The organism is Hespellia stercorisuis DSM 15480, assembly GCF_900142165.1.
Lineage (GTDB): Bacteria > Bacillota > Clostridia > Lachnospirales > Lachnospiraceae > Hespellia > Hespellia stercorisuis.
Genome location: NZ_FQZY01000025.1, coordinates 1 through 21,074 on the forward strand (window position 1 = coordinate 1; position 21,074 = coordinate 21,074).

Genomic DNA, 21,074 nt, shown 5'->3' on the forward strand with positions numbered 1-21,074 from the left:
AAAAGCGTGGTCGAAAGAAAAAGACCAAGGTACTAAATCTAATTGACAGACTTGTGAATTACAAGGCATCAGTCTGCTTATTTATAAAGAATCTCTGTGTTCCGTTTGATAATAACCTTGCGGAACGTGATTTGCGCATGATTAAGGTTAAAACCAAGGTCTCAGGATGTTTTCGCAGTGAGGAAGGCGCACAGGAATATCTTACAATCATGAGCTATATTGGGACTGCTCATAAGCATGGAATAAATGCTTTTACAGCAATCAGAGAAGCCCTTTTAGGGAATTCCGATATCATCTTTAACTAATGGAGTTCTGAACAGTTACGGAATTTCTATATTTGAAATTATGATTTTAGGACACATTTTCACCTCGTAAAATGGTTACCTCCTAAAAGAGTAACCATTTCATTTTTTATTTTATATTCTTTTTTTGTAAAAAGCATATTATTCCTGCTATAAGTGTGAGAATGGCTGATATAATTCCAAGTAAGTTAAACGAAAAAACTGACAAACCACCTATCATAATCGTGGCCACAATCAACATGATTCCTGCTGTTTTTGGTGCTTTACGGGAATAGCATGCAAATACTATTGCTATAACACTTCCGATTAGCATTCCGACCAAATAGAAACTGCCAAGTTCATTTGCTGATTCCGCACTGTCCATAGCTCCAACCATACCGCTACACATACTTGAACATAAAGCAGACGGAAGACCCAACGCTCCACCAGTTATTCCTAAAATTATAGGAGCATTAGATGTTCCTCTTACTTTCTCCTCTGACTTTTTTATTGTTTCTGGTTTCTCCGTGACCTTACTGTTTGGAACAGCCTCCCCGCAATTTGGGCATACCGACCATCCTTCCTGTACTTCTTTTCCACATTTTTTACAAAACATATTTTCTCCTCCTGTTTTTTTATTAAAACATCGTGTTCTCAATGTTTTATACCTTTAACTACAAATTGCTTATCTTTCTTCTGTTACAATTATGAGTACACCATCCATATAAGGATTACCAAAATTATTATCACCTCTAAATACGCCTGCCGCATACCCGTAATCTCCAGATATAACATTACCTATTACTTCACCATTTGCATTATATACGTTTTTTTCTTTATAAGAGACTTCTAAACCACCTTGTCCCTCCCATAAACCAATAAAAATATCATCAAATACTATTGAGAAGATTCCTTCCATAATTATGTTTTCACCGATATATGCCTCTGGATTTCTTGCTAAGTCGTCCGCTGTCACACTAACACAACTATCTACATATTCTTCAATTGTCATATCTGCTATTTGCTCTGTATCATTTTCTTTTGAAGCAGTTTGTGACACTTCTGTGCTAGGCCCCTTGTTTTCCGCTTCCTCATTTGAAGAAGAGAAAAAGACATTCCATACGATTAGTGCTACCACTATATTTGCTATAATGATGATTCCCGCCGAATGCTTTCTCTGCGTCCCTTTCACATCATTTTCTAACTCTTTATAATTATTGGGTCCATATGCCAACCATAATCCAAGACTGCAAATAGAACCCTCACCATAAAACCGGAATATTTCCGGTAGTATAACACTAAAATCAGTTGTTAAAACATTGAAAAGTCTGTAAATTATATACAAAAGAATTGGTACACATAAAACAAATCTTACAGGGTGCTCTTTCCACATTGCCTTAAGTAATTTTATATCTTCATCTGAATCACTTGCTCTTTCATCTGGTTGCATTTCTTTATTTATTCTACCCTCAAAAGTTGCTGATTCATTAAGCATTTTCCCACAATTAGGGCATACTTTCCATTCTTTTTCAACTTCCTTCCCACAGTTTGCACAGAACATATTTTTTGTGTGATATTTAAATATATCGCTTTCTCCTCTCTTTTATTTTCCTTTTTTCAATAATGTTCTAAGATATCTCTCTGTATATCCATATTCCTTTGCCAACTCCCTCAAATTTTTACCATCATATTTTTCCTCTATTTCTTGTAAGACATATTCTGTCTTATACAAACGCATAGGAAAAGTCACTTGTTGTCCTTTCAGATTGTTGTATATTTTTTCTGTATTCTCTACACCAATAATATCAACTAACTGGTTATATATTTCTGCAAGTCCCTCCTTTTTTCCTGATATTATAAGCAACACGCTCACCCCCCACGTTTTCCTTTTTTTTACTATACACAAATCACATTGTTTATTCATCTGCTTTTCCTCTTGTAAATATCCTTATTTATTTTCATTTGTCTATACAGAAAAGAGCACCTATCAGACGCCCTTTTCTGTACTATTTTATTATGTGAAATGGCATTCCTTCATACACCCTAACAGGATTGATTCCCTCTTACAATCTGCGTATGTTCCTTCAATACTGAATTGACCAGCTTCTTCTTTTCTGCCTTTTCTTTTTCCTGTAATATAACACTCGGCTTTTCCAATGCATCTTTCTTATTCACATTCCGCCGCCTTTTTGCCACAGTGGAATCTCTCAAACCGGACATATTAATTTCTGTTGGCTTTTATTCAAAATAAAATATCTTACCGCTTGCTTTAAACGGCAACCTATTTCCTTTCGGCAATAAATAGGCATGTTTATGTCGTATATACAGTCTATTTTCAATCATCCCATCCGTGATAATCAGAATTGGACCGTCCTTCGGGAAATCTTTTGCCTGCTCTAAGCAATTTATTCCCGGCTGCAATTTTGTTCCACCTCTGCCTTTTACTTCCACCCGATCAGCAATTATTTCTGGTGACATATATCCAGCATCGTAGGCTTCTGCATCACAAAACACAACTCTCACAAATGGTACTTCTTTTGCAACTGCATAACTTACAATACTTCCCAGAGCCGTTCCCAGCTGTCTGGTACTGACAGAACCGGATGTATCAATGACAACTCCGAATGCTCTTCCTTCTCTTACTATTTCATCCATTACATATCTCGGTCTGGCAATATCTGGTGTGGCTCCCTGTCGTCTGCTCGGTCTTGCATAGGAGCACTTCTTTTCCTGTGTTAGAAAGTTCTCATCAAACCATCTGCCGAGCTTCACATCCCATGAAATTGCGGGCATAGATAGCGCACGGATTTCTTCGATCAGCCCCGCCGGAATGTATCCACGTTGATTCACCTGCTGATATTCCAGTCCTTGCTGCAATGCATTTCTGCACAATTCATCCAGTTCTATTCCCGATAGCTTTGACCTGCTTCTATTCATGCTTCCTGTCATATCTGTTGCCATATCGCCTTTCCCATATCCGCGTAATGTATTCATTTTCCGAAAACTTTGCATTTCCCCTATCATCAGATCATAGATTTCTTCTGCCGATTTATTTTTCAGTTCTTCATCATACAGAACTCCTTCCAGCATCTGTCCAATCCCCATATCTACCAACCAGCTATTGATGACATAATCGCATGCCACATTCCACAAATATGAATCTCGTCCTTGACATCTAGCATAATGCTGTAATCCGACATGCAAGAACTCATGCGCCAGTACGAATTTCAATTCTTCTTCGATAAGTCCTGCTGTCGGATTTACATAGATTTCTCCACACATAACATTTACTGCAGCAACCTGTATTTCATTTTGTATACAGAAACAATAATCCTCTATAACCTGAAATGCAGAAGCCATTCCACCCAGAAGCGGATAATGATTCACAAACCATCCAGCTGTCTTCTGTGATTTCGTCAACTCCTCTTCATGTCCCGCCGTATATCCTCCCGCAACATTCACTGCATCTGTCACCGCATAAGATAAGGCAAATGCAAATTGTCTGGCATGATAATTCTCTCTTCCCGGTTCATATACTTTGGGATGCTCCAATCCCTGCATATCCATAAGATGAATATCTGCTGTCCCAAAATATTCCATAGAATTTTCAAAATGATTCTCCACAAGATAGTCATATATACTTTTTTCATCCATCAGGCTTCCCCGGCAAATATCCTCTGGATTGGAACTGATTGATGTACCACATTTAATATCATTCAGAAACTTTGTGACATACATATCACATGCCATATTCCACAAATACAAATTACATGCAACTTTTTTCTCTGTCCCCCCATCTTCTTTCATAATTTCGTACCCTGGCATCTTCTCCGCATCAAAGTGCCCGAATGCAAGATGGAGCTGACAGTGAGCGATTACGTTCAACCACTGCATCGGTGTCATCCGATAATCCGCATTTAGAAATATCTGCCCGCCTGAATTTACGATTGCGGCTGTCTTCTTTCCAAGCATTGCCGTGTTTCTGACATATACATAACCACCTAACTTTAAAAATAGTGGATTTTCCTGATACAGAGCAATTCCCTGAAGAAGATTTTCCTCGGAAACACTTTTTCTTATTTCCTGCCCTCTTTCATTCTTTTTCTTTTGCTTTGCCACTTCTTTTTCCTTTCCATTATTCCCTAACAATTCTTTTCCATTTCGAACATGACCTTTTTCTTTCTTCCCACTCAGCAAGTGAATCGGTTCGTTCTGATTATGCTGTTTTCACAAGTCTTGGTAAATCTCTGACCACTTCAACCATAAACCATTCTGGAAGTTTTTCTCCCTCATCAGCTAGAACTACCATCTGTGCTACCTCTACATTGATAACTGCCAGTTCCTTAATCATCGCTTTCGCACGGTAAGCCAATGCCTGTGCATCCTTATTCATTTTCTCCTTTTTCTTCGGAAGTTCATGAATTAGTTTTGCCCGAAACGACTGTGCCAGAAAATACAGCACATCACGTTCTTCTGGTTTTACAGGCCACTTCTCCGTTCCTTTGATAATGTCACTCAGCAGGTGTTTGTTCCCCAACTGCTTTGTATATGCCAGAAACATTCCTGCATGTGTTGCAGAAACACAGCCATATATAAGCATTCGAAGTGTGTCTTGTGAAATCTGCTTTTCTCCTGCTCCATATTCCTTTAATATATCACTCAACATATGCCACGAACGAGGTGTTGAATATGGTTCTTCTGTCTTTGGTGGCTCTGAAAACAGATGATCCGGACGTTGCGTAATGTAATCTAATACCCACGGATGGATACCATTTTCATATGCCCATGTAAGCCACTGCTGTGGATTAGCTTTGAGCTGTACATGGAACATTCGATTCACCAGTGCAGAAGACATGGTTTTTACTATTGCACTGTCCTGCACTCGGTTGCCCGCACCAATTACGATACTGCCCTTTGGCAAATAATATTCTCCAACTCGTTTCTCATAGATTAAACTGTAAAATGCTTTCTGTACTTCCTGTGAACAAGCATTCAATTCATCTAAAAAGAGTACATATGGTTCTTTTCTCGCAATCATTTTGGGTGGTAGAAATTCTGATGTTTCTCCACTTATCTTCGGAACTCCGATTATATCTTCCGGCGCGAGTTGACTTCCAAGCAGCGACACACACGTCAATCCTACATCGTTTGCAAATTTTTCCACCAAAGACGATTTTCCAATTCCCGGAGCTCCCCATATAAAAACTGGTCTACTTGGTGCAATATTCAACAAAACTTCTGTCAACTCGTCCTGAGTTACATTCATTGGTAAATTCATTTTTCCCTCTTCTTTCTATTCTTTTTATATCACTTACCTTTACACTCTTGAATATTACAACAACAGCATAATCAACTTTTACCAAACCACACTTTATCAGTAATTTTGTCAACACAATGATTTGCATATTTTTTTATTTCATCTAAATCGTAAAATCCCTTGTAACTACCGTTTAAAAAGGAAACTGTGTTTATTCCCATATGTATATGAATATTTCTGGTATCATCATGAACCGCAAAGACCACCTGCCGTTCCATACCCCAATACGCCGCCAACATTCGCCCAATTTCTTTCACCTGCAATGTTTTGAAACATAGCGTCCTCTCTACAGAAAACACTATATGAAAGATTTGTTTTCCATCTGTCTTTCCATAATATTGCTTCACTCTAATAAACTGATTAATAATGTCACTGAGGCTTGTTGGTACAATACCGTATCCACCTACCAGCTGAGGATTGTCTAATCTTAATATATAGCTAATAACCTTTTCTACCGCGTCTTGATTGTCATATTTCCCTTCCGGAATGCTTACTTCTATTCTTCCCATAATGCCTTTTCAACCTCCTGTAGCCTTTGTTCTTTCTCTTCTTCTCCTAATTTCGTTGATTCAATAAATTCTGTAAAGAATGTAGACAATTCACATTGAAGCGCAATTATATTCATGGAACCGCTATCTTGCTCATGCAAATCTCTATGAATAATTTGTCTCAGATACTCACTTGTTCCTATTTTTAATTTGCTTGCTTTTTCCCTTAATAATACTAGGTCACCCGTCATTACTCTTACAGTCACCCTTTCCTTTGGCTTGATATCACTCTTTTTGTTCATTCTATTTTCCTCCCTTTACACATTTAGCAGGTAATGCAATGTCAGACACTTTTGTCTGTTATGCATTACCTTGTTGAATTATTTAACTGTTAGATACTTTATTAACAATTAATTTCTTTTATCCCGTAATCTCTGTTAAAATCTTTAGAGAAATTTTCTTTTCTACATCATAAGTAAAAGTATAAATTACACGGAGGTATCAAACAATGTTTCAAAACGACTACAACGACATGGTAAGCATTGATGACCTATGCGAAATGTTATCCATAGGGAAAAACACGGCTTACCATCTTCTTAAAACGCAGCAAATAAAATCCTTTAAAATAGGTAGAATCTGGAAAATCCCGAAAGAATCCGTCATAAATTACATTCGATTACAAAGTAATTCAAATTCTTCTTTTTAACACTAAGAATAAACCGCCCCTTCATACACAGAGATAGGACAGTTTATCGCTGTCCCATCTCTCATATTTCTATCACTTTTTCCAATACTCCGATTGATCGTTCTTTTGTCTTTGCATTTACATGTGAGTACACATCCATCGTGGTTGTAATTGTAGAATGGCCTAACAGCTCCTGAATCACTTTCATTGATTCTCCTTCGTTAATCAGCATTGATGCAAATGTATGCCGTAAATCGTGAAATCTGCATCTCCGAACTCCTGCATCATCTAAAATTTTGTGGAAATCTCTCAAAAGAGTCCTCGGATCACGAAAGTTTCCATCTGCTGTGGCGAAAACAATATCGTTATCTCTATAAATTTCTTTGTATTTTTCTTTTAGCTGGCATTGCACTGATTTTTGCTGTTTAAGCACTTCAACTACATAATTAGTTAACGGAATTGCTCTAACACTTTTCTTTGTCTTTGGTTCCAGTAATACAAGTTTGTACTTTGTTGTTGCATTTTTCTCGTCGTTCTTAACTCTACAAAGATTTTTTCTCACATATAAAACTTGCTTCTCCAGATCAATGTTCTCCCATAGCAATCCCAAAATCTCCCCTTTTCTCATGCCTGTAAATACTTCTAATACTATCAGTGGATACAATTCTGTATTCTTGGCATACTGTAATAACTTGTGCACCTCCGAGATTGTAAGTGGATTTATTTCTGATTCGTCTTTTTTCGGTAATACTGTAAACTGATTCACATTTCGTGTAATCATACAGTTTCTGTATGCCTGCTGCAATGCACCACCGATAATCGTGTGTAAGTATTCCACAGTTCTCCGTGATAAAGGCTTTTCCTCTATATTGTCTCCACTTAATTTTTCGTTGTAGTACTGCTGTAGCATATCTGTTGTAACTTTGCTCAGTGGCGACTGACCAACTGTTGTACCACAGACATGTACCCGAATATTCAACATATAATTTTCGTATGTAGTTGTCTTCAGAATCCCTTTTTTGTATTTTTCCATCCAAGTAATCATCCAAATTTGTAACGTTGGTTCACTGACCTGTTTTTGGACAATCGAATCCAGTTCCTTAAGTTTTTCTTTGACATCCTTCTGAGTTTTCCCATATACATATTTACGCTTAACATTCCCGTTTCCAATATCAATATACTTGGACGCACACCATTTTCCATCTTTTCTTCTAAAAATCGTTCCCTCTCCATTGCTTCGTTTCATTACTTTCCTCCATTAAAAAAACCGCTGAAAACAGCGGTTTTTCATCACATATTAACTTGTTCCTGCATCCACTTCTTCAATGCACTCTTTGGTACTACTCTTCTCTTTCCCAATTCAAGTACCGGAAGCTTCTTTTCTTTCACCAGCTCATATGCATAGCTTTTACTAATTCCGAGAATCTGAGCCGTCTCCCTCACATTATAAGTCATTTTTTTCATTATTGTCGCTCCTTTCCATTGTGTCCAGACTGTCCGTCTGATTACGCTGGTGTTCAAGAGCTTATAAATTTGTATTTTCAATCTTTTGAATAATCGTTGTTTTGCTTTTTCCATTTCTCGCTACATAGGGTAATTCCATCCATTCCATCCATTCATTGAATGTCGTAGCATCAAATCCGCCGTCCCTTCTTTCTATCTTCCGATAATCTATCTCGCCTTCAGCTCCCCCTATGACATTCATATACCTTTTGACTGGTTCTCGAATAAATAATTTTAATTCTGTTTTTTCTTGTCCTCCTAGATATTTGTCTAAGTACTTTTTTTCTTCTTGATTTTTCTTCTCTTCAATTCTTTCCAAGACTTCTATAACTTGTTCACGATAATGTTTCTTCATATTTTCTCCACATTCTCTGTGGATATCTTTACAATCGTCTTTACTTTTCCCTATCCATGATGCTTGCTTTTCTACAAATGCCCACTCGTCTGCACTTATCGCTTCAACCATCTCCGCATAAAAGCTTTTCAAATTTCTGTATCTTTGTACTGCAAAAGAATTGCATGCGAGAACCCCTTTAACAGAGTAACATAGTTTTTTTGCAGCTTCATAAGCTCCTCTACTTTCAAGGATTTTATGAAGCACTTTTTCCTGTTGTTCCATTCCCCAAGGCCATCCCCAAGAACATATAAATGCCCACATTTTCTTTGTAACTTCATATGGAGTTTTCAACAGTATTTGTCCACCTTCTACTGGAACATGAAAACTATTGTATAAATCATTACCGAATTTTTCATAAAAATCCGACACAACATTCAAACTTGCAATTCTTCTTTTGAAATGACCTATGTCTCTTTTACATATATATAGATTCAAATGTTCCTCACTTATGCGCTTTCGCCCAAGCATCTGGATAAATTCTTCCTTATCATCTACAAGTATAACTATGTTACGCAACTCACAGTCTTTGAAAGACACTCCATTGTCAAGCACTGCCGTCGCAATAATTATTTTTTTGCTTGTGCATTCTTGCTCCGCCACTTGCATCACGCTATCAGTTGCTGCCTTATCTTGTGCATAATCTGCATCGATGAATACAACATCTTCTTCACACATTTTACTTTCTGGATTTTCTAATATTTTGTCAACAATCTCGTCTTTAATGTTTTTACCTCGTTCAATACTATCTGTAAAAATCAACCACTTTTCCTTTATGTTTCGAATAGCATTAATCAACAACCAGTCCAAATCAGCCATAGTTTCAAAAACATGTAAATCTACGAAATCATAATCATTAGAAATTTCATAAATTTTTATTCTTTCTTGCGTTCCATTTCTCATCATTTTTCCAGCGATTTGAAAATTACTTGTTGCCCTTTCGAGCACACTCTGGCTCATTTGTTCCATTGTGGCTGACATGTATATATGTAGTTTGGATTGAAACTGGTCACACAAACAATCGTACGCCAGTTCGGTTCTCGTATTGAAATTTGAATCCGAATAGAAATAGTGGCTCTCATCACAAACTAAACATGAAAACTTCTCGAAATGCTTTTGAATTGAATCATATGCAGATTTTTTTACAAAACACTCAACACTCTGGTATGTTTCGATCTCAATGTAATTCCCAATCGGAGCAATCGGTAGATTCCCTTGCCCACTTAATTCCGGGATAACTTTATTTTTCAATTCTGCATCCAATTGTTTCTTTAAAACTTTTCTGTTCACCAAATACAAAAGTTTTCCGCCTGTTCGAATAATATACTTCAACAGCACATGCAAAACAAAATAGCTTTTCCCACTTCCCGTTGGCGCTGATATCAGAATTATATCACCATTGCTCCATTGCGTATATTCATCCCCAATTCTCTCCGTAACTCTCATTGTTGTTCTCCTTTTGGTTTCTGGATTTTCAAAATATTAGGCGAAATCCGGAATCCAGAATCAAATATCGCTGTTTCTCAAACAAACATATATATCTTACACTTCATATTATCACAAACCGCTGTAAGATTCTGCATAAATTAAAATTCCCTATAGATTGTTCAAAGAATTTAATTGGTTCAAACGGAAAATATTCTATTAGTTTTATCGCGTTGATGTATGCGTTGATGTACATTCCTCATTTCTATCCCATTTTAGTTCTATTCGGATACATAAAAAAAAGCCCCAACCCCTCGTGAGTGAGGAGTCAGGACTTCTTAGTGCGGATAACAGGACTTGAACCTGCACGGGTCGCCCCACTAGATCCTAAGTCTAGCGCGTCTGCCAGTTCCGCCATATCCGCAAATATATCCGTAGATACAAAAGAACATGTTTTCACATGTTCTTAGTGAAGCATCGGGGATTCGAACCCCGGACAACTTGATTAAAAGTCAAGTGCTCTACCACCTGAGCTAATGCTCCATATTATTTTTTTAGGTACTATCTTTGCACAGCACTAACTGGGCTAGTTGGATTCGAACCAACGAATGCAGCAGTCAAAGTGCTGTGCCTTACCGCTTGGCGATAGCCCATCAAAGGGTGGGTGATGGGACTCGAACCCACGATATCCAGAACCACAATCTGGCGCGCTAACCAACTGCACCACACCCACCATATAATACTTGCGTTATATACCCGAGAAACAAAATGCTGCGTAATGTTACCCATATAACACAAACGAGCCTGGGGGGATTCGAACCCTCGACCTACGGCTTAGAAGGCCGTTGCTCTATCCAACTGAGCTACAGACTCACGATAAAAAAATTTCTTATAGACCACATCGGCTATAAGAAAGCGGGTGATGGGAATCGAACCCACGTATCTAGCTTGGAAGGCTAGTGTTCTACCATTGAACTACACCCGCAGAGTCGGGGTGACAGGATTTGAACCTGCGACCTCCTGGTCCCAAACCAGGCGCTCTAGCCAAGCTGAGCCACACCCCGAATTATTTAATTAATCGCTTCGACCGGTTTGTCAAAACGTTTTCTTTCCCGCGACACAAGTAGTATTATATAATACGTGCCAGGTAATGTCAAGAAAATATTACAATTTTTTTATTTTTTTCAAAAGTGCCCATTTTACGGCGTTTGCGGGCATTTTTACTCTCGCCCGCACGCACGTCTACACAAACTTCTGTACGAACTTCGCGTCTCCGTCCTCGCCAATTTCCATGATCATATAGCTGCCCCTTCTTCCCTCCTGCCGCGGATACACAAGACTCCCCGGATTCAGCACCACAATGTCATCGTCCTGTTCCAGATAAGGTCTGTGTGTATGCCCGAACATGACAATGTCCGCCCCTCTGCTGAGCGCCTCCTCGCGGATGGTCTCCGGATCAAGTGACACATAGTAATTGTGCCCGTGCGTGATAAACGCATGGTAACGCCCGATTGAAAACTCTTCTTCCTTCTCCAGTCTCGAAAAGAAATCATTGTTCCCACGCACAATATGCTTCTCGCAGTCAGTCAGTCCCTCTATGTAGTCCTCTCCGCCCTCCACATCGCCAAGGTGGATCATCATATCAAGCGGCTCCTCCTTGCGCACAACATCTGTCAGCGCCTTGTGAGATCCATGGGTATCGCTTACGATCAATATCTTCATACTCTACCTGCCCCTCTCTTCCATGATTTTTCTCATCATCCGAAGGCCCACACCGCGGTGGCTCACTTCGTTCTTCTGTTCCGGTGACAGTTCTGCAGACGTGCAGCCGTACTCCGGCAGGAAAAAGATCGGATCATATCCAAAGCCGTTCGCTCCGGCAATTCCGTGCCCGATCATGCCCTCCATCGTGCCGCGTACCACCTCGGTGCTCCCATCCGGAAATGCTGCCGCAATCGCACACACAAAACGTGCTGTGCGCTTATCATCCGGCACACCGTCCAGACGATCTAAAAGCATCTGATTTTTGATATCGTAAGAAGTATCCACACCGGCATATCTGGCCGAATAAATTCCCGGCTCTTTGTTCAGATAGTCAATCTCCAGACCGGAATCATCCGCCAGCACAACATCGTCCGGCGCTAGCTTCGCGATCGTGGTTGCTTTGATCAGTGCATTCTCCTCAAATGTAGTTCCGTCCTCCACCACATCGACATCAATCCCCGCCTCTTTCATCGACAGAATCGGAAGTCCCAGATCTGCAAGGATCATGCGGATTTCAACCATCTTATGTTCATTTCCCGTTGCAAATATAATTCTTTTTTCCATATAATATGTATTCCTTTTTTATGATTTTCTTTACTTATTTTTATCTCTATAGTTCTCTTTTTCTTTTCACGTGCTTGCTGCTCCGCCAGACAAATCAGCCTTAAGACTTCGCCACCTGCTCCTCCAGCAGCTTCTTCGCTCTCGGCGGTTTCGGTCCCATAAACTGGTAGAAATAAGTCTTGATCATACCGTTGTAAATCTTGCGGTTCTTATCCGCTTTTCGACCGAAGTAACGCTCCGTCTCCTCAAAACTGGTGATCATATAAGCCGACCAGCTGTCAAGATTCCGAAAGCTCTCGCCAAATTCCGCATAGAGTGCCGGCAGCGCTTCTTTTTCCTCGAGACGCTCTCCATAGGGTGGGTTGGTTATCACAAAGCCGTACTTCTTCGGATGACGCAGATCCTTAACTGCCCTCTGCTGGAAATGAATCAGCTCCTCCACGCCAGCCGCCTCCGCGTTCTTTCTCGCCGCACGAATCACTTCATCATCCACGTCGTAGCCCTGGATGTCTACATCCACATCCATATCGACCTTCTCATTCGCCTCATTTACCGCGTCATACCAGGCCTTCTTCGGTATATAATTCGTCCACTCCTCCGCCGTAAATGACCGGTTCATCCCCGGCGCAATATTCGCAGCGATCATGGCCGCCTCTATCGGAAATGTTCCGCTCCCGCAGAACGGATCCACAAGGATTCTGTTCTTAGTCCATGGTGTCAGCATGATCAGCGCCGCTGCCAGCGTCTCTGTAATCGGCGCCTTGCTCTGGTACTGACGATAACCTCTTTTATGTAATGACGTTCCGGAGGTGTCAATTCCAACCGTAACAACATCTTTCTTCAAAAAAACACGAACCGGATACGCGGCTCCGTCCTCGTCGAACCAGTCTACATGATAGTGATCCTTCATACGGTTTACCATCGCTTTTTTCATAATGGACTGAATGTCTGAAGGGCTGAACAGCTTGCTCTTCACCGACGCTGCCTTGACAACCCAGAACTTTCCGTTCTTCGGAATATAAGTCTCCCATGGTATCTGCTTCGTCTTCTCGAACAACTCATCGAAGGTCTCCGCTTTAAAACTTCCCGCCTTCAACAGCACTCTCTCCGCCGTCCTCAAAAAAACATTGGCCCGGCAGATTGCAGCCACGTCGCCATAAAACGACACTCTTCCATCCTCCACAATCGAGATCTCATATCCCAGATCCTGAATCTCTTTTTTCAATATTGCTTCCAGTCCAAAATGACAGGGCGCAATCAATTCTATTCTATCCATTTATATCCTTTCCCTCTCCGGCAACTGACGCTGTCCTTTGACGCACATATTGGATGAGAGCGTCGCGCCCTCATCCATACATGCTCTGTATAATATCTTATTATCCCTTATCAATTCCGAAAAGTCAATCGAAACCCCCGCTAATACCCATTGTTTTCGTTATTTGCATTCCGGTTTGATGCCTTGTTTTTTGCATCTTTATTCTTGCTCTGTTCATCTGCATAAGAATCACGGAAACCGCAGTTCGAGCTGTTGGTATTCTTGTTGGAATCACTTCCATAATTGCTGCCATAATTGCTGTTCGAGTTCTGGTTGGAATTGCTGGAATCACTTCCATAGTTACTGTTTGAGTTCTGGTTTGAATTTCCGCCGTAGCTGCTGCCTGAGTTGTTTGAATTGCGATTTGAGTTGCTGTCCTTATTGTTTGCATTGCCATAGTTTCTTGCCATGATAAAATCCTCCTGAAATGTTATTTGTTACAGAATTATTATTGCTTATCTTCCCTCGATTTATTCATTTCCACCAAAATCAATCAGCTTTTTTTATTTATATTTTTTTTAATTTTTGCCTTGCATTTTCAATCAACGTATATTATACTTAATCTTGTAGAAAGAGTACTTTCTACAACCCCTTATTAATTATTTATACTCCCCTCAAAAGACCGATGGCTCCCCCATCGGTCTTTTACTTTGCATTTTTGTTTCCCCTCAAAATCCTGTCCGGGATTTCATGAAATCTGAACAAAATCAAAGGAGACATCCGAATCTCCGAATGTCTCCCATTATTCAACACTGATTTTTCTGTTCCGGTAACCTGTGTTCTGTTCACCGCCGTTTTTCTTTTCAATCGTTCTCTTCGATCGTTCTTCCCACTTCACCGATCGTCATCTGTTCCGCTTCATTCCACCCGCTTCAGGCTTTCAACTCCGCCCGCCGATAGCGCGTACAATGACCATAATAATCAGCACCGGAATCACAATCGGAGCAAGCAGACTCACCACACCGGTGACGATTGCAACAACTATGACCACCACCATAACTACCGTCAGAACTGCCAGCAGCTTTTTCCACCAGGTGTCAAAGGGAGCACTGCGGTATGTCTCTGAGCTGCTCTGTGCACCATCACGCTCGTCGATTGTCTCATAAGCCTCTGTCTGGCTGGCAGCTCCTCCGGGAGAATCTATAATATTACGGGCGATCACCCACGGATCGCCAAGTCCGCCTACTACATCCTCTTCCGACTGTCCTCCTCGAACTTCATCCGATATATAATTGCTGTAATAATTAACATTATCCTCCACGATCTGACCACTCAGATCATTTTCAAGTGCTTCTCTGAGTTCTTTTAGAAACATCTGTTTTGTCATATGATATCCTCCCTTATCAATCTGTCTATATCGAAGTATTCCGGCCCGCACCAACTGTGCCGGGACCATTCCACTCACTCTGTCTTGAGCCTTTTAGCTCACCTTACATATAGCAAACCACGGATTTCCCCCGCAGATACGTTAATGCGCATAAAAAGTCTTGCATTCAGAATACCACAATATTGTGTATATTCCAAGTACAAGACTATTTAAAATTCTTATGATTTTATGAATAAGCCGCGGGACGGATTGTGAGTGTCCACTTTACCCGCACCGCAGATTTTTTATACTTCAAACATCAGATCGCCGTAAGAAGGCATCGGCCATACTTCTTTGTCCACCAGCATCTCGAGTGCGTCGATCGGAGCACGGAGTTTTTCCATAGCCGGAACAACAGACTCGTGATAATATGTAGCCTGTACCTTTCCTTCTTCTTTTCCTGCCGCCGTCTTCGCCACTTTTTCAAGAGCGACAAGTGCTTTCTTGGTGTCAGCAAGAAGCTTCGTTGTCTCCTTCAGGATATCTGCCTGTACTTTTGCATCCGCACCGGCTTCTTTCACCGCGATAACCGTGTCAGCCAGTGTCTTGGTGTACTTCATGACAGCCGGGATGATCTGTTTTGTCGCGATATCAACCATAGCAAGCGCTTCGATGTTGATTGCCTTTGCGTAAGACTCGTATTTGATCTCTGCGCGGGACTCCAGCTCTTCCCTGGTGAATACCTTGAATTTTTCGAACAGCTTTACAGCCTTTTCTGTCGTAAGTGAAGGAATCGCTTCCACCATAGATTTGATGTTCGGAAGTCCACGTCTCTCGGCTTCTTTTACCCACTCAGCCGCATAACCGTTACCGTTGAACACAACACGCTGGTTCTCTGTTGCATATTCTTTGATGATGTCGTGAATCTCTTTCTCTGCATCGTCAGACTTCTCAATTCTGTCGCATGCATCGCCAAATGCTTCTGCCACGATCGTGTTCAGCACCACGTTTGGTCCTGCGATAGAATCACGGGAACCAACCATACGGAACTCGAATTTGTTTCCGGTAAATGCAAACGGTGAGGTTCTGTTTCTGTCCGTCGCATCCTTCATGAAGTCCGGAAGTGATTTTACACCAGTCTTCAGCTTACTGCCCTTCAGACTGTGTGTAGCCTCGCCTGTGCTGACGAGCTGTTCCAACACATCCTCAAGCTGCTCTCCAAGGAATACGGAGATAATTGCCGGCGGTGCCTCATTTGCTCCCAGTCTGTGGTCATTTCCCGGATCAGCTGCGGACTCGCGGAGAAGATCTGCGTGTTCATTTACAGCTTTTAAGATACATGTCAGTACCAGCAGGAACTGTGTATTCTCGTGAGGTGTTCGGCCCGGATCCAACAGGTTGATTCCGTCGTTTGTCGTGATAGACCAGTTGTTGTGCTTACCAGAACCGTTCACACCTGCAAATGGTTTCTCATGGAGAAGACACTTCATACCATGCTGGCATGCCACCTTCTTCATGGTCTGCATCACGATCTGGTTGTGGTCTACTGCAATGTTGCACTGTGCATAGATCGGAGCCAGCTCGTGCTGGGCAGGCGCAACCTCGTTGTGCTGAGTCTTTGCAGACACGCCTAATTTCCACAATTCTTCGTTGATATCCTTCATGAATCCTGCAACTCTCTGACGGATAGTTCCGAAGTAATGATCATCTAATTCCTGTCCTTTTGGAGGCATTGCTCCAAACAGTGTACGTCCGGTGTAAATCAAATCCTTACGCTGTAAGAACTTTTCTGCATCCACCAGAAAATATTCCTGCTCCGCACCTACAGAAGGCGTCACCTTCTTGGATGTTGTATTTCCGAATATACGGAGAAGTCTGATACCCTGCACATTGATTGCTTCCATAGAACGAAGCAGAGGAGTCTTCTGATCAAGCGCCTCACCAGTGTATGAGCAGAATGCCGTCGGGATGCAGAGTGTTGCACCTGCCGCATCGTGTCTGACAAATGCAGGTGAAGTACAATCCCATGCCGTATATCCTCTGGCCTCAAACGTAGCGCGAAGTCCGCCTGACGGGAAAGAAGATGCATCCGGCTCTCCTTTGATCAATTCTTTTCCAGAAAAGCTCATCAGGACTTTACCGTTTGGCATCGGAGCTGAGATAAATGAATCATGCTTTTCAGCCGTCACACCTGTCAATGGCTGGAACCAGTGTGTGTAATGAGTTGCGCCCTTTTCGATTGCCCACTCCTTCATCTCATGTGCGATGACATCGGCTGTCGAGAGATCCAGTTCGCCTCCCTCTTCAATAATCTTCTTTAATTCCTTGTAAACCTTTTTAGGTAAACGTTCCTGCATTACTGTATCATTAAACACGTCTTCCCCAAAAATTTCTGCTACATTAATTAAGTCTGTGTTCATAGTAACTTTTCCTTTCTTCTGGTATCCATTCTCTATAACGCACAAAAGGCACTCCAAGTCATCTTGGAACGCCTTTGTTCGTTTTCTACGCTTGTCAGTATAACTCAATCAGTCCAAAAAGGCAAGTAATAATTTGATTTTTCATCAAATTTTTTTAGCTAATTAAGCTTTTCCTACTGATCCGAATAATTCCATTTTTGTTTTTACACATGCTTTGATAGCTTCTGTACCTGGTGCTAACAGTTTACGAGGATCAAATCCTTTTCCTTCCAGGTCTTTTCCAGCTTCAATGTACTTACGTGTAGCATCTGCAAATACTAACTGGCAGTCTGTGTTTACATTGATTTTAGCTACGCCTAATGTAATTGCTTTTTTGATCATATCATCCGGAATACCTGTACCACCGTGAAGTACTAACGGCATATCTCCTGTCAGCTTCTGGATCGCATCCAGTGTATCAAAGCTGAGTCCAGCCCAGTTTTCAGGATATTTTCCGTGGATGTTACCAATTCCTGCTGCAAGGAAATCAATTCCCAGATCAGCGATCATCTTACATTCGTTAGGATCAGCACACTCGCCAGCTCCTACAACTCCATCTTCTTCTCCACCGATAGAACCAACTTCTGCCTCAAGAGACATTCCTTTTTCTTTGCAGATTGCAACTAATTCTTTTGTCTTGGCAACGTTCTCTTCGATTGGATATTTAGATCCGTCGAACATGATGGATGTAAATCCAGCCTCAACGCACTTTTTGCATCCTTCAAATGAGCCGTGATCCAGATGAGTTGCAACTGGAACTGTAATTCCAAGCTCGTCCATCATAGCTCCGACCATAGCTGCTACTGTCTTGTATCCTGTCATATATTTTCCTGCACCCTCAGACACACCAAGAATAACCGGAGAATTGCACTCCTGAGCAGTAAGCAAAACTGCTTTCGTCCATTCCAGATTGTTGATGTTAAACTGTCCCACTGCATAGTGTCCTGCTTTTGCTTTCTGAAGCATTTCGGTTGCTGATACTAACATAATAATTCCCTCCATTTTCTAACAGTTACTGTAAATACGTTTTACGTGTTTTATTATAGCTTATTCCACAAAAAAAGACAATCGCTAATTACTCTTTTCACAATCCATTTGCATGATATAAAAAAAACAGATACGAAAATTCGTATCTGTTCTCTCAAATGACCCCCAGGAGAATCGAACTCCTGATTCCAGCGTGAGAGGCTAGCGTCTTAACCGCTTGACCAGGGGGCCACATGCAAGAGTTATTATATTATACCGAAACAAAATATGCAAGCTTTTTTTTAATTTTTTTTATTTTTTTTCAATCCCATACTTTTCCGGGTATGCTGTCAGCCGTTCTATGCCCTTTTCTTTCACCATAATCTTGAGTTTCTGTCTGCAGTTTCTGACGACTACTTTATCGTGTTCACCGCCAAATTCTCCGTCCAGGGTCCACGGAATCTCCTCGATGGACTCGAAAATAATCTCGCCGGTCTTGAAGCTGTACATATAGTTCGAGTCGGTCTGGTGTCCAACCAGAGCCGCAATGATTGCATTCAGTTCGATGGCATTCTGCGGTTTCTTGATCAGCGTCACCTCGAACTCGCCGTCGTCAAACACGACGTCATTTCCCACCATTCCTTTAAATCCTCCGACAGACTTGGAATTTGTCACCATTCCATAGATAAATTCCTCGTCAATCACCTCGTCGTTCGCTGACACTTTAATGCGATAGGATGGAATATTGAATATCCTCTTTGCGCCCTCCAATACATAAGCCAGATGCCCCAGCACATTTTTCATCTCCTGCTTCGTCTCGTAGGAAACATCTGTGAACAGGCCGAAGGCCGCGACATAGACGAACACGTCATCATTGAATGCGCCCACATCACAGGCGAACAGCTTTCCGTTCACCGCTGTGTCGGCTGCAGCCAGCAGATCCTTCGGGATATGCAGACTGTTTGCAAAATCATTGGTCGAACCCGTCGGGATATATCCGATTGGAATCATGTGCTCCCTCTTCATCATTCCGGTCACAGTCTCGTCCAGAGTTCCGTCACCGCCGCTGCAGACCACGAGATCGTAATCCTCCGTAAAACCTGTCACCTTTTTCAGGGCGTCGTGATAGCACTGTGTGGGATAGACTACAACCTCGTATCCCGCCTTCACAAAAATATCCAGAATGTCCGACAGCCGCGGCTTCAAAAGTCCGGTTCCTGCATTTGGATTATAGATAAACAGCAACTTTTTCATAATGTTTCCCTCCCATTAAACATCAGCCTGTCTTAAATTCGGCTTTGCCAGATAAACTGACGCTGCATGTCAGCTCTGCATAGAGACGCTGACGCAATCCGTATGCCAAAAAAGAGCACTTTTACATGCTCTTTTCGTTATGTTTTATTTAATCTGGCTAAAAAACGTCTCGATACCTTCCGCCGCTTTCTTCTCGTCAGAGCCTTCCGCCACCACTGTGACATTCTCTCCCTTTGACAAGTTCAAACTCATCATTCCCATAATACTTTTTGCGTTAATCTTCTTAGTTCCAACTTCTATGTATACCTGGCTCGCATATTGGCTTGCCTGCTGTACCAACAGCGCGATCGGCCTCGCATCCAAACCATCATCCTGCTTAATCTCCACTGGTTTTTTAATCATAAAAGTTCCTCCTTGCCTTTCTTTGATTCCTTCGTTTCCTCCGCAATTTCACTGATCTTTCTGAGTCTGTGGTTCACCCCCGATTTTCCGACCGGCGGTGACAGTAATTCTCCCAGTTCCTTCAGTGTAGCATCTGGATTCCCAAGCCTGACCAATGCCATCTCTTCTAATCCTTCTGTCAGCTTATCCAACCCTATCGTTTTTTGAATATACCGGATGTCCTCGACCTGCTTCACAGCCGCCGAAACCGTCTTGTTGATATTCGCAGTCTCGCAGTTCACCTTGCGATTGACAGTGTTGCGCATCTCCTTCAGAATCCGGACATTCTCCAGCTCCATCAATGAGATATGGGCTTCCATTATATTTAACATATCAACTATCTGGGCTCCCTCTTTCAAGTACACAACATAGTTCTTCTTGCGTTGAACAATCTTGGCGTCCATCGAAAAGCCGCAAATCATCTGCTGTAACTTTTCTGCCACTTCTCTCCCATTACAGACAATCTCAAAGTGATAGGATTTGTTCGGGTCACTCATGGAGCCTGCCGCCAAAAAAGCACCTCGTAAAAAGGCACGTTTACAGCATGTCTGCTGAACTACAATGTGATTGACTGTGAACAAATCGTCTCCCATCATCTTCGTCGCCTGCAGGATTTTCTGTGCATCCTCGTGGTTTCTGACCACCACATAATAAGATACACTATCCTTTTTCAGGTTCCGCCGAATAGCGATATCAGTTCTTATATTAAATGTTTTTCTGATTAATGTAAAGCACTTTCTTGCAACTGCTATATTTTCTGTATGGATTTTAATACATAATTTGTCTCTGCTGTCGATGGCTACCGCACCACACATACTGATCAAAGCCGCCAGTTCTGCGATCTGGCAGTGTCTCGCCTTCGTCCAGTGCGCAGCCAGTTCTTCTTTGACATTCCCTGAAAATGACATAATT

At 41.6% G+C, this 21,074-nt stretch carries 23 protein-coding genes and 8 tRNA genes; 2 read left to right on the forward strand and 29 right to left on the reverse strand.

What is annotated here, in order from left to right; translation table 11 throughout:
• The coding region (locus BUB85_RS09505; RefSeq protein ID WP_143160694.1) for an IS66 family transposase at positions 1 to 305 on the forward strand (305 nt) is incomplete at its 5' end.
• Between the two features lie 106 nt (positions 306 to 411).
• Here BUB85_RS09505 and BUB85_RS09510 read toward each other — a convergent pair.
• The 8 genes from BUB85_RS09510 to BUB85_RS09540 all read right to left on the reverse strand — a co-directional run bounded on the left by BUB85_RS09510 (position 412) and on the right by BUB85_RS09540 (position 6,388).
• Positions 412 to 897, reverse strand: coding sequence for a zinc-ribbon domain-containing protein (locus BUB85_RS09510; protein WP_073109187.1), 486 nt, complete (start codon positions 895 to 897; stop codon positions 412 to 414).
• Between the two features lie 69 nt (positions 898 to 966).
• Positions 967 to 1,842, reverse strand: a complete 876-nt coding sequence (locus tag BUB85_RS09515; protein ID WP_073109190.1) for a zinc-ribbon domain-containing protein — start codon at positions 1,840 to 1,842, stop codon at positions 967 to 969.
• Positions 1,843 to 1,884: 42 nt separating this feature from the next.
• Positions 1,885 to 2,205, reverse strand: coding sequence for a Mor transcription activator family protein (locus BUB85_RS09520; RefSeq protein ID WP_242945397.1), 321 nt, complete (start codon positions 2,203 to 2,205; stop codon positions 1,885 to 1,887).
• Between the two features lie 119 nt (positions 2,206 to 2,324).
• Positions 2,325 to 2,456, reverse strand: a complete 132-nt coding sequence (locus tag BUB85_RS22205) for a hypothetical protein (RefSeq protein ID WP_278319586.1) — start codon at positions 2,454 to 2,456, stop codon at positions 2,325 to 2,327.
• Positions 2,457 to 2,519: 63 nt separating this feature from the next.
• Positions 2,520 to 4,400 carry a vWA domain-containing protein gene (locus tag BUB85_RS09525; RefSeq protein ID WP_084533992.1) on the reverse strand — a complete coding sequence of 627 codons (1,881 nt, stop codon included), beginning with the start codon at positions 4,398 to 4,400 and terminating at the stop codon, positions 2,520 to 2,522.
• Positions 4,401 to 4,497: 97 nt separating this feature from the next.
• A complete protein-coding gene (locus BUB85_RS09530; protein ID WP_073109194.1) occupies positions 4,498 to 5,559 on the reverse strand; it encodes an AAA family ATPase in 1,062 nt (353 codons plus the stop codon).
• A 71-nt stretch (positions 5,560 to 5,630) separates the two neighbouring features.
• Positions 5,631 to 6,107 (reverse strand): relaxase/mobilization nuclease domain-containing protein, encoded by a 477-nt coding sequence (locus tag BUB85_RS09535; protein ID WP_073109197.1) that lies wholly within the window; start codon positions 6,105 to 6,107, stop codon positions 5,631 to 5,633.
• The gene (locus BUB85_RS09540; RefSeq protein ID WP_073109205.1) at positions 6,095 to 6,388 is read right to left on the reverse strand and encodes a hypothetical protein; all 294 of its coding nucleotides are present in this window, start codon (positions 6,386 to 6,388) and stop codon (positions 6,095 to 6,097) included. The genes BUB85_RS09535 and BUB85_RS09540 overlap by 13 nt, the downstream gene beginning before the upstream one ends.
• Before the next feature lie 230 nt (positions 6,389 to 6,618).
• Between BUB85_RS09540 and BUB85_RS22425 the strand changes: the two genes are divergently transcribed.
• The gene (locus BUB85_RS22425) at positions 6,619 to 6,792 is read left to right on the forward strand and encodes a helix-turn-helix domain-containing protein (protein WP_278319588.1); all 174 of its coding nucleotides are present in this window, start codon (positions 6,619 to 6,621) and stop codon (positions 6,790 to 6,792) included.
• A gap of 61 nt (positions 6,793 to 6,853) precedes the next feature.
• On the opposite strand, the gene BUB85_RS09550 is transcribed toward BUB85_RS22425, so the two are convergent.
• The 21 genes from BUB85_RS09550 to whiA form a co-directional block, all read right to left on the reverse strand.
• The gene (locus BUB85_RS09550) at positions 6,854 to 7,804 is read right to left on the reverse strand and encodes a tyrosine-type recombinase/integrase (RefSeq protein WP_159434635.1); all 951 of its coding nucleotides are present in this window, start codon (positions 7,802 to 7,804) and stop codon (positions 6,854 to 6,856) included.
• Between the two features lie 257 nt (positions 7,805 to 8,061).
• Positions 8,062 to 8,235: a helix-turn-helix domain-containing protein gene (locus tag BUB85_RS21470; protein WP_073109224.1), complete on the reverse strand. Its 174-nt coding sequence runs from the start codon at positions 8,233 to 8,235 to the stop codon at positions 8,062 to 8,064.
• A 61-nt stretch (positions 8,236 to 8,296) separates the two neighbouring features.
• Complete coding sequence (locus BUB85_RS09560) at positions 8,297 to 10,114, reverse strand: DEAD/DEAH box helicase (RefSeq protein WP_073109229.1); 1,818 nt, start codon at positions 10,112 to 10,114, stop codon at positions 8,297 to 8,299.
• 321 nt (positions 10,115 to 10,435) lie between these two features.
• Positions 10,436 to 10,517 (reverse strand) — tRNA-Leu (locus BUB85_RS09565).
• A gap of 46 nt (positions 10,518 to 10,563) precedes the next feature.
• Positions 10,564 to 10,636, reverse strand: a tRNA-Lys gene (locus tag BUB85_RS09570).
• Between the two features lie 38 nt (positions 10,637 to 10,674).
• Positions 10,675 to 10,746, reverse strand: a tRNA-Gln gene (locus tag BUB85_RS09575).
• A 6-nt stretch (positions 10,747 to 10,752) separates the two neighbouring features.
• Positions 10,753 to 10,826, reverse strand: a tRNA-His gene (locus BUB85_RS09580).
• A 66-nt stretch (positions 10,827 to 10,892) separates the two neighbouring features.
• A tRNA-Arg gene (locus BUB85_RS09585) sits at positions 10,893 to 10,966 on the reverse strand.
• Positions 10,967 to 11,007: 41 nt separating this feature from the next.
• Positions 11,008 to 11,078, reverse strand: a tRNA-Gly gene (locus BUB85_RS09590).
• A gap of 4 nt (positions 11,079 to 11,082) precedes the next feature.
• Positions 11,083 to 11,157 (reverse strand) — tRNA-Pro (locus BUB85_RS09595).
• Between the two features lie 178 nt (positions 11,158 to 11,335).
• Positions 11,336 to 11,815: a YfcE family phosphodiesterase gene (locus BUB85_RS09600; RefSeq protein ID WP_073109236.1), complete on the reverse strand. Its 480-nt coding sequence runs from the start codon at positions 11,813 to 11,815 to the stop codon at positions 11,336 to 11,338.
• 3 nt (positions 11,816 to 11,818) lie between these two features.
• Complete coding sequence (gene rdgB / locus BUB85_RS09605; protein ID WP_073109242.1) at positions 11,819 to 12,421, reverse strand: RdgB/HAM1 family non-canonical purine NTP pyrophosphatase; 603 nt, start codon at positions 12,419 to 12,421, stop codon at positions 11,819 to 11,821.
• 100 nt (positions 12,422 to 12,521) lie between these two features.
• Complete coding sequence (locus BUB85_RS09610) at positions 12,522 to 13,697, reverse strand: THUMP domain-containing class I SAM-dependent RNA methyltransferase (protein WP_073109250.1); 1,176 nt, start codon at positions 13,695 to 13,697, stop codon at positions 12,522 to 12,524.
• Between the two features lie 140 nt (positions 13,698 to 13,837).
• The gene (locus BUB85_RS09615; RefSeq protein WP_073109257.1) at positions 13,838 to 14,146 is read right to left on the reverse strand and encodes a hypothetical protein; all 309 of its coding nucleotides are present in this window, start codon (positions 14,144 to 14,146) and stop codon (positions 13,838 to 13,840) included.
• A gap of 470 nt (positions 14,147 to 14,616) precedes the next feature.
• Positions 14,617 to 15,063: a DUF1700 domain-containing protein gene (locus tag BUB85_RS09620; protein WP_073109262.1), complete on the reverse strand. Its 447-nt coding sequence runs from the start codon at positions 15,061 to 15,063 to the stop codon at positions 14,617 to 14,619.
• Positions 15,064 to 15,347: 284 nt separating this feature from the next.
• Entirely contained in the window at positions 15,348 to 17,462 is a 2,115-nt protein-coding gene (locus tag BUB85_RS09625) for a glutamine synthetase III family protein (RefSeq protein WP_073109267.1), read from the reverse strand.
• Between the two features lie 162 nt (positions 17,463 to 17,624).
• Complete coding sequence (gene fba, locus BUB85_RS09630) at positions 17,625 to 18,488, reverse strand: class II fructose-1,6-bisphosphate aldolase (RefSeq protein ID WP_073109270.1); 864 nt, start codon at positions 18,486 to 18,488, stop codon at positions 17,625 to 17,627.
• 159 nt (positions 18,489 to 18,647) lie between these two features.
• A tRNA-Glu gene (locus tag BUB85_RS09635) sits at positions 18,648 to 18,719 on the reverse strand.
• A gap of 60 nt (positions 18,720 to 18,779) precedes the next feature.
• Entirely contained in the window at positions 18,780 to 19,721 is a 942-nt protein-coding gene (locus tag BUB85_RS09640; protein WP_073109273.1) for a diacylglycerol/lipid kinase family protein, read from the reverse strand.
• A 144-nt stretch (positions 19,722 to 19,865) separates the two neighbouring features.
• On the reverse strand, positions 19,866 to 20,123 hold the full coding sequence (locus BUB85_RS09645) for an HPr family phosphocarrier protein (protein WP_073109276.1): 258 nt from the start codon (positions 20,121 to 20,123) through the stop codon (positions 19,866 to 19,868).
• Positions 20,120 to 21,070 carry a DNA-binding protein WhiA gene (gene whiA, locus BUB85_RS09650; RefSeq protein WP_073109279.1) on the reverse strand — a complete coding sequence of 317 codons (951 nt, stop codon included), beginning with the start codon at positions 21,068 to 21,070 and terminating at the stop codon, positions 20,120 to 20,122. Before whiA ends, BUB85_RS09645 begins: the two co-directional genes overlap by 4 nt.
• Positions 21,071 to 21,074: the final 4 nt, after the last annotated feature.